The sequence below is a fragment of the Catenulispora acidiphila DSM 44928 genome, assembly GCF_000024025.1.
Lineage (GTDB): Bacteria > Actinomycetota > Actinomycetes > Streptomycetales > Catenulisporaceae > Catenulispora > Catenulispora acidiphila.
Map to the genome: position 1 here is coordinate 6807281 of NC_013131.1, position 13231 is coordinate 6820511.

Below are 13231 nucleotides of genomic sequence, written 5' to 3' on the forward strand. Positions count from 1 at the left end.
AACAACGATCTACCGGGCGCGGGGCGCGCTGCGGCCGTGGAGGGCGAACTCCCGAGCCAGGTCGGCACGGTCGGAATCGGTCAGCCTGCGGTAGCCGGAAGGGGTGCGCAGGTAGACCGGATCCGGCGTACACCAGGCCTCTTCCACCAATCCGCGGACCACCGCCTTGTTCGTGGCCGTCCTCGGCATCGAGGCGACGAGGCGCACATATTGGGGCCACCACAATTTTGCCAGCTCCGACCGGGACCCCAAATAGCCGGCGAAGGCTGCGGCATCGAACCCTTCGACTCCCTCGCGCAGTTCCACGGCGACCATCACCTGGTCCCCCGAGGCGACATCGGGCACCCCATACGCCGCTGCCGCGACCGCCGGCTCCCACTCCTCCACGGCCCGCGCGACCGGCCCGGAGGCGAAGTTCTCCCCGCCGACCCGGATCCAGTCCCCGGAGCGCCCGGCGAAGAAGAAGTTCCCATCGGCGTCCTGATACGCCAGGTCGCCGGACCAGAACCGGCCGTCGCGCAGCTTGGCGGCGTCGGCCTCGCGGTGCTTGTAGTAGCCCTCGAACGCTCCGGCGCCGGCGAAGTTCACCATCTCCCCGACCTCGCCGACGCCGCACTCCGTGCCGCTGTCCGGATCGACGATCCGCACGTCCCCGACCGGCACGCCCAGCGCCCCCGGCGGCGTGGAAGGCAGGCGGTAGAAGGAGATCCCGCCCTCGGTGGAGCCGAAGCCGTCGGTGACCTGGCAGCCGAAGCGGGCGCCGAAGCGCTCGACGTCCGCCGGCGCCGCCTCGTTGCCGAAGACCTGTCGCAGGGTGCTGTCAGCGTCATCGGGCTTCTCGGGGGTGGCGAGGATGTAAGCGAGCGGCTTGCCGACGTAGTTCGCGTAGGTGGCGCCGAAGCGGCGGACGTCCGGCAGGAAGCCGGAAGCGGAGAAGCGGCGGCGCAGAGCGAGGGTCGCGCCGGTGGCGACCGCCGGGATCCAGCAGGCGATGACGGCGTTGCTGTGGAACAGGGGCATCGCGCAGTACAGGACGTCGTCTTTGGTCAGACCGCGTTGGGTGGCCAAGCTCGAACCCTGAGAAGCGAGCTTGCCCTGGGAGCAGATCACGGCTTTCGGGGCGGAGGTCGTGCCGGAGGTCAGGATGAGCATGAAGGGGACGTCCCGGAGGTAGACACCGGCGCTGAAAGTGTTACGCGGCGGGCTGAACCAGCGCTGCGGCGCGTCGACGTTCACCACCGGCACGCCGCAATCGCGCACCATGTCCAGGAACGGGGACTCGGTGATGACCAACGCGCAGTCGGTGTGCCGGACGTCCCGCACCACCTCGGCGGCGCCGCGCGTCGGGTTCAGCCCGACCAGGGTGAACCCGCCGAGTGCCGCCGCGCCGAGCAGGAAGGAGAACTCCGGCACGTTCTCCATCAGCACCCCGACATGCCGCGGCGCCTGCGCTTCCCCCTCCCCCGGCGCCGGAAGCTGCTCAGCGAGCCACGCGGCGCGCGCCGCACTGCGCCGCACGTGCTCGTCCCACGACACGCGCCGCACGACACCGTCACGTCCGGCCCAGGTCAGCGCGGTGGCGTGGTCGCCGACGCGGGCGGTGAGGAGCTCGGCCACGGAAGTGTTCCAGCGTCCGGTCATGCCGCGCAGGGTAGGGATCGGCGGGTGAGACTGCCAGAGGCATCTAGCCCATCAGCATCCGAACAGCCAAGCCGCCGAGCCGTCGAGCCGTCGAGCCGCTAAGCCGTCGACCGTTCAGAGCCGCGTCGCCACCCGCACCAGATCGGCGACCGCGCGCTGCCGGCTGTGCGGCGGCCAGGCGATCACCGTAGTCACCGGCGGCGCGTCCAGCACCGGCACGGTCACCAGATCGCGCCGCAGGTCCACGGCGGCGGACTCGGGCACGACGACCGTGGTCCGGCCGAGGGCGATCAGCTGGTAGATCTGGCCTAGGTTGCGTACTTCCGGCCCGGGTCCGTCCGGGTAGCTGCCGTCCGCCCGGCACCAGCGGGCCGGCGGCAGGTCCGGGAGCGCGGCGAGTTCGGCGGCGCGGATCTGCGCGCGGGCGGCGAGCGGATGCGCGATCGGCAGGATCGCCACCTGCTTCTCGGTATAGAGCGTCTCGGTGTCGAGCCCTTCGGCCGGGTCGAAAGGCAGGTGCAGCAGGGCCACATCGGCCTGTCCGCTCAGCAGCAGGCGCCGGTGTTGGTGCGCCTCGCACAGCAGCAGCTCGACGGGCGCGGCGCCGGGCTCGGCGCGGTAGGCGTCCAGGAGCTTGGCCAGCAGCTCGCCGGCGGTCCCGGTCTTGACCGCGAGGACGACCCGCGGCTGGCTGGTCGCGGCTTCCTGCGTGCGGCGCTCGGCGGTGGCCACGGCGCTCAGGATCGAGCGTGCCTCTGCCAGCAGGACAGAGCCGGCGTCGGTGAGCGCGACCTTGCGGCTGGTGCGCTCCAGGAGCGTGACGCCCAGGCGCCGCTCGAGCTGGGCGATGGTGCGCGACAGCGCCGGCTGCGCGATGTCCAGGCGCTCGGCGGCCTTGCCGAAGTGCAGTTCTTCCGCGACGGCGACGAAGTACTGCAGTTCGCGGATTTCCATGCGTCCACGGTAACCGGCGCGATAGACCGATGCCGTTCGGATATCGCTGCGGTGCCCAGACGGTGTTGGTCCGTGGCCACCGCGCAACCAGACTCATTTCCATGAGCGAGACGACGATCGCGCTGGTCACCGGCGCGAACAAGGGTATCGGGTACGAGATCGCGGCCGGGCTCGGCGCGGTGGGGTTCAGCGTCGGCGTGGGCGCTCGGGACGAGGGGCGCCGGGATGCGGCCGTGGCGAAACTGCGCGCGGCGGGCGTGGACGCGTTCGGCGTGCCGCTGGACGTGACCGACGACGCGAGCGTGGCCGCCGCGGCGCGGCTGATCGAGGAGCGCGCGGGGCGTCTGGACGTGCTGATCAACAACGCCGGTATCGCCGAGGGCTGGCCGGACAACCCGACTTCTTTGGATCCGGAGGTCGTGCGGCGGATGGTGGACACCAACGTCATCGGCGTCATCCGGGTCACCAACGCGATGCTGCCGCTGCTGCGCCGCTCGGCGCACCCGCGGATCGTCAACCAGTCCAGCGGGGTCTCCTCGCTGACGTACCAGACCACGCCCGGCAGCGAGCGCGGCGGGATCAGCGGCGGCTACACGCCGACGAAGACGTATCTGAACGCTGTCACCATCCAGTACGCCAAGGAACTCAAGGACACCGGCATCCTGATCAACCTCGCCTGTCCCGGCTACGTGGCCACGGATTTGAACGGCTTCCAGGGCACCCGCACCCCCGAGCAGGGCGCGGCGGCCTCGATCCGGCTCGCGACGCTGCCGGACGACGGGCCGAGCGGCGGACTGTTCGACGATGAGGGGGTCATCCCTTGGTAGTGGCGCTTGCGCCGCGACTGAGACGAAACGCTTGAGAGCCGAGGCTGGTCGGTACCAGCCTCGGCTCGTCACTTTCTCAGTTCCCTCAAACGGGATCAAACGTTCGCAGCAGCCATCGCCTTCGGCTCGCTGTCGACTCCGGCGTCGATGGTGTCCGGCGTCGTCATCGCTGTCATCTGCGGCGCCTTGACCAGGAACGGCACCACCGCGGCGACCAGTGCCAGCGCCGAGGCGATCAGGAAGGCGTGCGAGTAGGCGTCGATGGTCGGCAACTGGACGCCGGGGGCGACCTGCTTCATGTTGCCGGTCAGCACCGCGCCGATGACCGCCGTGCCGACGGCGCCGCCGACGGTCCGCAGCACCGCGTTCATGCCGTTGGCGATGCCCGACTGCTGCACCGGGACCGAGGCGTTGATGTACGCCGGCATCGCCGCGTACGCCATGCCCACGCCGACGCCCATGACGCCGGAGGCGACCACGACGTGCCAGCTGGAGCTGTGCGCGAAGACCAGCAGGCCCAGGCCCGCCGCGGCGAACGCGCCGCCGAGCACCAGGGGCAGGCGCGGACCGCCGCGCTTGATCAGGGCCGCGCCGACCGGGGCTGCGGCGAAGGAGCCGACCGCCGAGGGGAACAGCATCCAGCCCGAGGCCAAAACCGAGGCGCCGAAACCGTAGCCGACCGCCTTCGGGGTCTGCGTGAAGTCGCTCATCAACAGGAAAGAGCCATACATCGCGAAGCCGACCAGGACCCCGGCGGTGTTGGTGACCGCGACCGCGGGCTTGGCGAGCATCGCGATGTCCACCAGCGGGGAGGCCACGCGGCGTTCCACCACGACCCACAGCACCAGGACCACCACGGCCGTCACGAACAGTCCGAGCGTGCGGGCGGAGCCCCAGCCCCAGTCGTTGCCCTGGCTGACCGCGATCAGCAGCGCCGAGAGCCAACCGGCGAGCAGCAGCGCGCCCAGCGGGTCGGCCTTGCCCTCGGCCTTGATCGGGTCGTGCGGGACCAGCCAGACCACCAATGCGAGAGCGACGGCGGCCAGCACGGCGCCCATCCAGAACACCGACTCGTAGCTGAAGTGCTCCATCACCACGCCGGTGGCGACCAGGCCCAGCCCCGAGCCGACGCCGAGGGCCGCGGAGACCATCGCCACACCGCCGGTGACCTTCTTGCGCGGCAGCTCATCGCGCACTACGGCCACCGCCAGCGGCAGGATCGCACCCCCGGTCCCGGCCACGACCCGGGCTATCAGCAGCAGCCCGAACGAGCCGCCGATCCCGCCGAGGACGCCGCCAACCAGCACACCGGCGATCGCCACCACCAGCACCGGCTTGCGCCCGCGCAGGTCGCCGATGCGCGCCAGCAGCGGCGTGAGCACCGCCGCCGACAGCAGGTTCGCGGTCATCAGCCAGGTGATGCCGCTGCCGGCGACGTGCAAGTTCTTCTGCAGCGTCGGCAGGATCGGGACCACGGAGGTCTGGACGAGGGAGAAAGCCAGTACGGACAACACGAGCGCGGGCAGTACTCCCCGCGATCGCCGCGCCTGGTCGGACATCATACGCTCCATGGTTTCACTGGTTTATAGTTGATGACATGAAGTATTTAACCACGGCACACCCGGATGTTGAGCACGAGACGGCACCCGCATACCGTGGCACCGTGAGCCGCGCCGACCTCCCCGCCGCCCTGGACAACCGCCGCGACCCCGTGACAGCGGAGGTATTGGAGCTCTTCTGGGCCGCCTCCCAGAGCTTCTACGACAACTACGACGAAGCCGCCGCCCGCCACGACCTGACCCGGATGCAGGCATTCGTGCTGGCCAACCTCATGGCCGGCCCAAAACCGATGCGCTTCCTGGCCGAACACCTCAAGTGCGAACCCTCGAACATCACCGGCCTGGTGGACCGCATGGAAGCCCGCGGCCTCGTCACCCGCGAGCCCGACCCAGAGGACCGCCGCGTGAAGAGAATCACAGCCACCGAACTCGGCCGCGCCTCCTTCGACGCCGTGTGGAGCGGCCTGACCTTCGCCGCCGAACCCCTGGCCGGACTGAGCGGCAGCGAGCGCGAAACGCTGCGGGATCTACTGCGGCGGATTGTGCCGGGCGCTTAGCCGGGGTTGCTCGACGAACCGGTCGGGGTCGGAATGTCGGCGGAAGTCGGCTTGGGATCACCGGTCGCGGCCGAGGTGATGGCAGCGATGAGCACCAGGGCGGTCACGACCACCTGCACGAGCGCCACGCGTGTACGCCCGGCGCGGAACAACAAGAACGTGACCACACCGAACAGCACCGACACGAGAAAAAGGACCGCCAAGTCCTCAATCCACGCCTGCCGCCGCAAGTGCACGGTGGCATCGTCGAACCGCTGCACCTCAATGATGAACAGCACGACCAGCGCCACGACCGCGACCGCGAAGTCCGCCAGCAGAACGCGCGCCAGCAGCGGCATGCGCTCAGGCTCGGGTTCGTAGGCTGCGGCGGGGGCGGAGGCAGGGCGACGGCGAGGTTCGGCAGGCTGGCGAGTGTTTGCGGGCGACTGCGCCGCAGCCGACTCCCCGGCATCCACCACCGAACGCTTCGCCTCCGCCGACTCGCGCCGCGGGCGCGGAACCTCCGGCGTCGCGGTGGTCGGCTCGGCGGCCGGGCTGGGGTGGGTCGCTTCCGTGGCTGAGGCCGCGTCCTCCTTCTGCGTGCCGGGCATCTCAGGGTTCGCCATCATCCGCCGTTCTTGTGGATCGCCGCGTACGGGTGTGGCGCTTATGCTGGCCCAGCCGACCCCTCGGGCGCCAGCGTCGCTGCTAGTCGGCGTCCGGGGACAGACCGTCCGCGGACAACGCACTGATGAAGTGCGCCGCGGTCTTCGCCATCTCCTCGCGCGCCTGCGCCAAGTACTTGCGAGGGTCCACCGCGTTCTCCGGCGCCTGCTCCAGCCACCCGCGCACCGCCCCGGTGAAGGCGATGTTCAACGCGGTCCCGATATTCACCTTCACCAGTCCACCGGCGACCGCGCGCGCCAACTCCGCATCCGGCACGCCAGAGGAGCCATGCAGCACCAGCGGAACGCCGACCGCGTCACGCAGCCGCGCTATCAGCTCATGGTCGAGCACGGCGCTACGGTCGGTCATCGCATGCGAGCTCCCGACCGCGACGGCCAGCGCGTCCACGCCGGTCGCGGCGACGAACTCGCGCGCCTCGTCAGGATCCGTGCGAGCGCCAGGAGCGTGCGCAGACAACGGCGCCTCGCCGTCCTTCCCGCCGACCTTGCCGAGTTCGGCCTCCAGCCACAGGCCGTGCCCGTGAGCCCAATCGGCGGCTTCGCGAGTGGCGGCGAGGTTCTCGGCGTAGTCCAGGTGCGAGCCGTCGAACATCGCAGAGCCGAAGCCGTAGTCGGCAGCCTGGCGCAGCAGCGCGGAATCCTCGACGTGGTCCAAGTGCAGCGCGACCTCGACCCCGGCGGCATCGGCAACCGCAGCGGTGGCGCGAGCGATCGGAGCCAGCCGGCCGTGATGGAACTTCACCGCGTTCTCGGATATCTGCAAAATCACCGGCGACTGCACGCTTTCCGCCGCCGCGACGATCGCCTCAGCGTGCTCGAGCGTGATGACATTGAAAGCGGCAAGAGCACGGCGCTCGGCGCGAGCGGCGGTGACGAGCTCGCCGGTGGGCTTCAGAGGCATAGCGGATCCTTACGTCTTCAGTCTTCGGGGTGGGCACTGATCGCAAACCGGAACCGCTCATACGCCTCGGCGTCGAAGACCCCGGCGCGGTCGGTGAGCACGGTCGCGGCCGACAGCGCGGCAGCATCGGCAAGCAGTTCGAGCCAAGGACTGCCATCGACGAGCCCGACAGCGAGCGCGGCGACCGAGGCATCACCAGCGCCAGTGGGATTTCCGCCCTCTATACGCGGCGGGCGCGCGCTCCAGCTGCCCTCAGAGGTCAAGGCGGTCAAGCCGTCCGGACCGTTGGACGAGACCACAGCCCGAGCGCCCCGCTCCAGCAGTTCCGCAGCAGCAGCGCGGGAATCGCTCATCCCGGTGGCATCGAGAAGTTCGTGCGCGTTCGGCTTTACAATCGCCGGATGCGCAGCAAGAGCGGCCAACAACGGTGCACCCTCAGTGTCCAGAATCGTCGGCACACCGAACCCGTCGGCGAGCGCTATCAACTCCGCATAAGCATCGTCGGCCACACCGCGCGGAAGCTTGCCGGACAACACCAGCACCGGAGCACCGTCCAGCACAGCCGTCTCCAGCAACGAGCCCACCGCCGCGCATATCTCGGCCCACTCGTCGGCACTGACTTCGGGCCCTGATTCATTGAATCCCGTCGCGAGCCCCGACCCCTCGACCACCGTGACCGTGCGCCGCGTCGCTCCGGCAATGGGTATCGCGTGGTGCGGCACCCCCGAGGCTTCCAGTTCCGCGCGCACCGCCTCGCCGTCGAACCCGCCGAGCGGGAGGACCGCGACCGTCTCGCGTCCGAGGGCGTGCAGCGTGCGCGAGACGTTCACGCCCTTGCCGCCGGCCTGTGCGTACACGCGCGGTCGGTGCGTAGTCCCCGCCTTCAACTCCGCGACGCTGTACGTGATGTCCAGTGCCGGGTTGAGCGTGAGCGTGACGATCACGACACCAGGTCCCACGCCAGCAGTCCGGCGCCCAGGCAGCCCGCCAGATCGCCGAGTTCGGCGGTGACCAACTCCGGCAGCGCGTGATACGTCGCCTTCGCCGCCAACGCCTCGCCCAACGGCGTCATCAACGTCGCGCCTGCCTCAGCCAGTCCCCCGCCGACGACCACCCGATCGGGATCGAGCAGCGCAGCGGTGGTGAGCAGAGCGTCGGACAAGACGTCGACCGCCTCATCCCAGATCCGCCGGGCGATCGGGTCGCCGGTCGCCAGCCGCGCCGCGACGTCCAGCGCGCCGACGTTCGGCGTCCCGGCGGCCTCGGCGTAGCGCGCCGCGACGGCTCCAGCCGAGGAGTACTGCGCCAGGCAGCCGTGCAGACCGCAGCCGCAGGGCAAACCGCCGGGGCGGACGACGATGTGCCCGAACTCCCCGCCCATCCCGTGCGGGCCCAGGTTCGCGACGCCGTCGATCATGATCGCGCCGCCGATGCTGGTGCCCAGCGGCAGGAAGACGAAGCGCGCCGAGCCGCGGCCGGCGCCGATACGCGCCTCGGCCACTCCCCCGGCGCGCACGTCGTGGCCGATCGCGATCGGTACCGCCAGGCGCGCGCCGAGCAGCTCGCCGAAAGGCACGTCCCGCCAACCGACGGTGGCGGAGAACACCCCGACACCGGTCTGTTCATTGATGATCCCGGGCAGGGCGAAGCCGGCTGCCGCGACCGGAGTGCCGTCGGCGGCGGCCGCCTCGACCAGCTCGGCGGCGAAGTCCGCGATCGTGGCGATGACCGCCTCCGGGCCGCGCTCGATACGCGTGGCACGGCGCCAGGTGCACCTCAGCGTGCCGTCGCGGGTGACCAGACCTGCTTTGATACCGGTGCCGCCGACGTCCAGGGCGAGCGTGTACGCCGGACCGGCAGCGTCGTCAACGGTGTCAGCTGCCTCGGCGCTCTGCTCGGGAGCAGACATCTCAGACCTCGGACAAGATGACGGAGCGGGTCAGGTTGCGCGGGTTGTCGACCTGCAGGCCCTTGCGGCCGCCGAGCGCCACGGCCAAGCGCTGCACCCGGATCAGCTCGGCCAGCGGGTCGCGGCCGTCGGCGACGGCCAGCCACTGCCCGCCGGTGGCCTGGACCTGCTCGGCCAGACCCTGCGGTGCTTCGCCGAACATCCAGGTCACGGTCCCCGGCGAAGCGATGCTGATCGGGCCGTGCCGGTACTCCATCGCCGGGTAGGACTGGGTCCAGGTCAGCGAGGCCTCGGTCATCTTCAGCCCGGCCTCGTTGGCCAGTCCGACGGTCCAGCCGCGGCCGAGGAAGGCGAACTGGGTGTTGTCCAGGATGCCGTCGGGCAGCGGCTCGGTGACGCAGCGCTCGGCGTCGGCGACGATCTTCTCCAGGTCGAAGGCGGTGCCGGACTGCGCGGCGACGTGCGCACGGAACAGAGTCAGCGCGGTGGTCGCGAAGCGCGTCTGCACGACCGACTTCTCATCGGCGAAGTCCAGCACGATCGTCGCGTCGGCCAGCGCCGGAACCGGGGTCTTCGGGTCGGCGATCACCGCGACGGTTGGGGTGACGCCCTTGAGCCGCTGGAGCAGTTCGAGCACCTCGGTCGTGGTGCCGGAGCGGCTGAGCGCGACGACGCGGTCATAGGCGCGGCCGAAGGGGAACTCGGAGGCGGCGAAGGCGTCGGTCTCCCCCAGGCCCGCCTCCTCGCGCAGGACCGCATAGGCCTGAGCCATGTAGAGCGAGGTGCCGCAGCCGACGACCGCGACGCGATCGCCCTTGCCCGGCAGTGCCTCGGCGGTCGGTCCGGTGGCGATGGCGGCGGCCCGGCGCCAGGTGTCCGGCTGGCTGATTATCTCGGCGTCGACGTATGCGGATCCGGACATGGACACTCCTCAGATTCTGCAAGCCACTGCCTGCAGGCGCTCATGCTTGTATCTGAACGATAGCCAGAGGAGTCGAGCAGAATCAAGCATGAGTAAATATCGCGTGGTCAGCCGCCGCGCCGCGCGATCTGCCGCATAATTCCGCGGCGCCTCGTCAGTCCGCGAGGTGGATCCGCACCCCGAGTTCGCGCAAGGCGTCCAGCTCATCGGGGTCGGCGCTGGGGTCGGTGACCAGATCGGAGACCAGCGCGGCCTCGGCGATGCGGGCGAAGGCCCGGCGGCCGACCTTGGTGCCGTCGGCGACCACGATCACGCGCGCGGACTGCAGGATCATCGCGCGGTTGGTCTGCGCCTCCACCTCGTGGTGCGTGGTGACGCCGGCTGCCGCGCTGACGCCGCCGACGCCGAGGAAGGAGGCGTCCAGGTTGAACCCCTCCAGGGCACGCTCGGCGACCGGGCCGATGAGCTCGTAGGACTCGGTGCGCACCGTACCGCCGGTGACGACCAGGTCTATCGCGGGGCGCAGCGCCAGCTCGGCGGCGATGTTCAGGGCGTTGGTGACGATTTTCAACCCGCCGCGCATGCCCAGGAAGCGCGCGACCTCGCTGGTGGTCGTGCCGCCGCACAGCCCGACGGTCGCCGCGCTCTCGTCGATGAGCCCGGCCGCCAGCTCGGCGATCCTGCTCTTCTCCTCCTGCTGGCGCGCGCCGCGGTAGCGCATGGGCAGCTCATACAGGACGCCGGCCGGGACCGCGCCGCCGTGCGTGCGCTTGACCAGGCCTTGTTCCTCCAGGGCTTGCAGGTCGCGGCGGATCGTGGCCTGGGAAGTGCCCAGGCGGTCGGCGGTCTCCACGACACCCACCGAACCGTGGTCGGCCAGCAGGGCGAGGATGGCTCCGAGGCGGTCTTCTTGGCGCATGGGGACACAGTAGCGCGCAATACGCTCACTGTGATGTTCGTTCGCGCAGAATCCGAGCATGAATGATCACCATCTGTATCGCGCGTATCACTCGTCCCGTTTTTCTGCGTTCGATGACAGTTTCGTAACTTCATAGTGACTCGTCCTGATCATGCTCGTTGTCCGGACATGGCGTGGATTACGAGACGATCGTCGGATCGTGCCCTGGTTGCCGGGCTGACGGCACTGGCAGCGGTGATGTTCGGCTGGGGCTTCCAGCGGGGGCGGACGCACCCCTTCTACACCGCGGCCGTGCGCTCGATGGGGGCGAATTGGCACGACTTCGTCTACGGAGCCTTCGACCCGGCGGGCTTCATCACCACCGACAAGCTGCCCGGCGCCTTCTGGGTGCAGGCACTGTCGGTGCGGATGTTCGGGTTCCACCCCTGGGCCGTACTGCTGCCGCAGGTGCTGGCGGCCACGGCGTGCGTGCCGCTGCTGTTCGTCACGGTGCGGCGCTGGGCCGGGCGGGGCGCGGGATACGCCGCGGCCGTCGGCTACACGCTGACCCCGGTGACCGTGGCACTCTCGCGCACGAACATCCCCGACGCGCTGATGGTGTTCTTCATGGTGGTCGCGGCGCACGCGCTGTGGCGCTGGGCCGACGGCGGCCGGCGCGCGAGGTGGTGGCTGGCGGCCTCGGCGGTGTGGCTGGGCGTGGCCTTCAACGTGAAGATGGGGCAGGCGCTGCTGGTCGTGCCGGTCTTCGCCGGGACTTGTTTCCTGCTCGGCGCCGGCACGCGCTGGTCGCGGCTCGGGCGCGCGGCGGCGTACGGGGCGCTGGTCGCGGCGGTGTCGCTGGCGTGGATGGTGTTCGTGACGCTGACCCCGGCTTCGCAGCGTCCGTACATCGACGGCTCGGTCCACAACTCGGTGTGGGAGATGGTCTTCCAGTACAACGGTTTCGGCCGCATCGGAGGCCAGGGCGCCGGAACCGATCCGCTGGCCGGGGGCGCGGTGCTCTCAGGCGCCGGCGGACCCGCCGGGCTGGGGCGGATCTTCGGGGCGGCTTCGGCGGGGCAGATCAGCTGGCTGGTGCCGGCGGCGGTGGCGGGGTTGGGTGCGGGGTTGTGGGCTGCTTGGCGTTCACGCACCACACGTATCTCGAGCACCGCCGACCCGGCGCTGGGACACGCAGCTGGGGCATCCCAGCAATCGCAGCACGCGGCGGGTGCGGATTCGGCGCGGATGCAGACGACCGCCGCAGCCCCAGCCCTCCGCACATCCACCGCCGGCTACCTCTTCTGGGGCGGCTGGCTCGGCATCTACGCCTTGGCCTTCTGCGCCGCGACCGGCATCCACTCCTACTACACCTCGACCCTCGCCCCACCCGTCGCCGCCCTCGCCGGTGCCGCCTTCGTCGCCGCCGCGCGCGGCCGCACCTGGCACCTGCCCGCGCTGGTCACGCTCACCGCGGGCTGGGCGTTCCTCGCCAGCCGCGAGACGCCGCACTACCAGCCGTGGCTGCGCTGGTTCGTGCTCGGCGCCGCGGTGCTGGCGATCGCGCTCGTGCCCTGGGCGCGGATCTCGCGCAGCCGTGCGCTCGGCGCGTTCTCAGCGGTGGCCGTGGCGACCGCAGCCCTTGCCGCGCCAGCGGTGTGGGCCGGCTCGGTACTTACCCGCAAGAGCGACATGATGGGCAGCATCGCGGCGTCGGCGGGTCCGCCGCAGGCGATGTTCGGCGGACGCAAGTTCAGCGCGACCGCCTCCAAGCAAATCAAGCGCAGATCGCACAGCTTCGGACGCGGCGCTGACCCGCAAGTGATCCGCTTCCTGAAGCATAACCGCGACGGCCGCCCGTACGCCGCTGCCGTGGACGGCTCGATGGCCGCGGCGACCTACCTCGCGGACAACGTCCCGGTCCTGCCGATGGGCGGCTTCACCAGCGACGCCCCGGCGCCGACCGTGCAGGGACTCGCGCAGCTCGTGCACACCGGCAAGCTGCGCTACGTCGTGGTGTCCGGCATGCGCATGGGCGGCCGGAGCGTCGCAGCGAAGGACCGCGACGCCTGGGTGACCAACCATTGCCACTCGGTTCCGGGCCTGTCCTCCGACACCGGCAGCGGCGTTGGCACCGGCACCGGCACTGGTATTGGCACCGGCGCGGCGACCGGCGTATTCGATTGTTCGTGATCGCGGCCGGGGATAAGATCCCTCCAACACGTTGAAGGAGACGAGTAGCCTCGGATCCGCGCGGGTCCAGAGAGCCGTCGGCAGCTGGGAAGACGGTCCCGCGTCCCGGGGCGAAGACCCTCCTGAGTGCGGGGAGGCAATGCCCCGCCGGCTGGCTCCCGTCATCGGGCCGCCACGAGGTCGTGGCTGAGGCGATCGCCGACTC

12 protein-coding genes are annotated in these 13231 nt (G+C 70.4%); 3 read left to right on the forward strand and 9 right to left on the reverse strand.

The window, feature by feature from the left end:
* Nucleotides 1-9: 9 nt before the first annotated feature.
* Entirely contained in the window at nt 10-1641 is a 1632-nt protein-coding gene (locus tag CACI_RS29225; RefSeq protein ID WP_015794487.1) for a long-chain-fatty-acid--CoA ligase, read from the reverse strand.
* Between the two features lie 114 nt (nt 1642-1755).
* Nucleotides 1756-2595: a LysR family transcriptional regulator gene (locus CACI_RS29230; RefSeq protein ID WP_015794488.1), complete on the reverse strand. Its 840-nt coding sequence runs from the start codon at nt 2593-2595 to the stop codon at nt 1756-1758.
* Nucleotides 2596-2696: 101 nt separating this feature from the next.
* Here CACI_RS29230 and CACI_RS29235 point away from each other — a divergent pair, with 101 nt between their 5' ends.
* Nucleotides 2697-3422 carry an SDR family oxidoreductase gene (locus tag CACI_RS29235; protein ID WP_015794489.1) on the forward strand — a complete coding sequence of 242 codons (726 nt, stop codon included), beginning with the start codon at nt 2697-2699 and terminating at the stop codon, nt 3420-3422.
* A gap of 95 nt (nt 3423-3517) precedes the next feature.
* Here the strand turns inward: CACI_RS29235 and CACI_RS29240 are convergent, their stop codons facing one another.
* Nucleotides 3518-4984, reverse strand: a complete 1467-nt coding sequence (locus CACI_RS29240; RefSeq protein ID WP_223297277.1) for an MFS transporter — start codon at nt 4982-4984, stop codon at nt 3518-3520.
* A 35-nt stretch (nt 4985-5019) separates the two neighbouring features.
* Here CACI_RS29240 and CACI_RS53680 point away from each other — a divergent pair, with 35 nt between their 5' ends.
* On the forward strand, nt 5020-5538 hold the full coding sequence (locus tag CACI_RS53680) for a MarR family winged helix-turn-helix transcriptional regulator (RefSeq protein ID WP_015794491.1): 519 nt from the start codon (nt 5020-5022) through the stop codon (nt 5536-5538).
* Here CACI_RS53680 and CACI_RS29250 read toward each other — a convergent pair.
* The 6 genes from CACI_RS29250 to CACI_RS29275 all read right to left on the reverse strand — a co-directional run bounded on the left by CACI_RS29250 (nt 5535) and on the right by CACI_RS29275 (nt 10854).
* Entirely contained in the window at nt 5535-6128 is a 594-nt protein-coding gene (locus CACI_RS29250) for a hypothetical protein (RefSeq protein WP_143765432.1), read from the reverse strand. The genes CACI_RS53680 and CACI_RS29250 overlap by 4 nt on opposite strands.
* Before the next feature lie 97 nt (nt 6129-6225).
* Nucleotides 6226-7104 carry a class II fructose-bisphosphate aldolase gene (locus CACI_RS29255; protein WP_015794493.1) on the reverse strand — a complete coding sequence of 293 codons (879 nt, stop codon included), beginning with the start codon at nt 7102-7104 and terminating at the stop codon, nt 6226-6228.
* 17 nt (nt 7105-7121) lie between these two features.
* Nucleotides 7122-8048 (reverse strand): 1-phosphofructokinase family hexose kinase, encoded by a 927-nt coding sequence (locus tag CACI_RS29260; RefSeq protein WP_015794494.1) that lies wholly within the window; start codon nt 8046-8048, stop codon nt 7122-7124.
* Nucleotides 8045-9013, reverse strand: a complete 969-nt coding sequence (locus CACI_RS29265) for an ROK family protein (protein WP_015794495.1) — start codon at nt 9011-9013, stop codon at nt 8045-8047. Before CACI_RS29265 ends, CACI_RS29260 begins: the two co-directional genes overlap by 4 nt.
* 1 nt (nt 9014) lies before the next feature.
* On the reverse strand, nt 9015-9935 hold the full coding sequence (locus CACI_RS29270; RefSeq protein ID WP_015794496.1) for an SIS domain-containing protein: 921 nt from the start codon (nt 9933-9935) through the stop codon (nt 9015-9017).
* Nucleotides 9936-10089: 154 nt separating this feature from the next.
* A complete protein-coding gene (locus CACI_RS29275; RefSeq protein WP_015794497.1) occupies nt 10090-10854 on the reverse strand; it encodes a DeoR/GlpR family DNA-binding transcription regulator in 765 nt (254 codons plus the stop codon).
* Between the two features lie 168 nt (nt 10855-11022).
* On the opposite strand from CACI_RS29275, the gene CACI_RS46185 reads away from it, so the two are divergent.
* Complete coding sequence (locus CACI_RS46185) at nt 11023-13026, forward strand: ArnT family glycosyltransferase (protein WP_083795857.1); 2004 nt, start codon at nt 11023-11025, stop codon at nt 13024-13026.
* The last annotated feature ends 205 nt before the right edge of the window (nt 13027-13231 follow it).

Excerpts from the sequence above, each read along its gene's own strand:
- CACI_RS53680 (WP_015794491.1), top strand. The coding sequence starts at position 5,020 with ATGAAGTATTTAACCACGGCACACCCGGATGTTGAGCACGAGACGGCA.
- CACI_RS29230 (WP_015794488.1), bottom strand. The coding sequence starts at position 2,595 with ATGGAAATCCGCGAACTGCAGTACTTCGTCGCCGTCGCGGAAGAACTG.
- CACI_RS29235 (WP_015794489.1), top strand. The coding sequence starts at position 2,697 with ATGAGCGAGACGACGATCGCGCTGGTCACCGGCGCGAACAAGGGTATC.
- CACI_RS29275 (WP_015794497.1), bottom strand. The coding sequence starts at position 10,854 with ATGCGCCAAGAAGACCGCCTCGGAGCCATCCTCGCCCTGCTGGCCGAC.
- CACI_RS29240 (WP_223297277.1), bottom strand. The coding sequence starts at position 4,984 with ATGATGTCCGACCAGGCGCGGCGATCGCGGGGAGTACTGCCCGCGCTC.
- CACI_RS29265 (WP_015794495.1), bottom strand. The coding sequence starts at position 9,013 with ATGTCTGCTCCCGAGCAGAGCGCCGAGGCAGCTGACACCGTTGACGAC.
- CACI_RS29225 (WP_015794487.1), bottom strand. The coding sequence starts at position 1,641 with ATGACCGGACGCTGGAACACTTCCGTGGCCGAGCTCCTCACCGCCCGC.
- CACI_RS29255 (WP_015794493.1), bottom strand. The coding sequence starts at position 7,104 with ATGCCTCTGAAGCCCACCGGCGAGCTCGTCACCGCCGCTCGCGCCGAG.
- CACI_RS46185 (WP_083795857.1), top strand. The coding sequence starts at position 11,023 with ATGGCGTGGATTACGAGACGATCGTCGGATCGTGCCCTGGTTGCCGGG.
- CACI_RS29250 (WP_143765432.1), bottom strand. The coding sequence starts at position 6,128 with ATGCCCGGCACGCAGAAGGAGGACGCGGCCTCAGCCACGGAAGCGACC.
- CACI_RS29270 (WP_015794496.1), bottom strand. The coding sequence starts at position 9,935 with ATGTCCGGATCCGCATACGTCGACGCCGAGATAATCAGCCAGCCGGAC.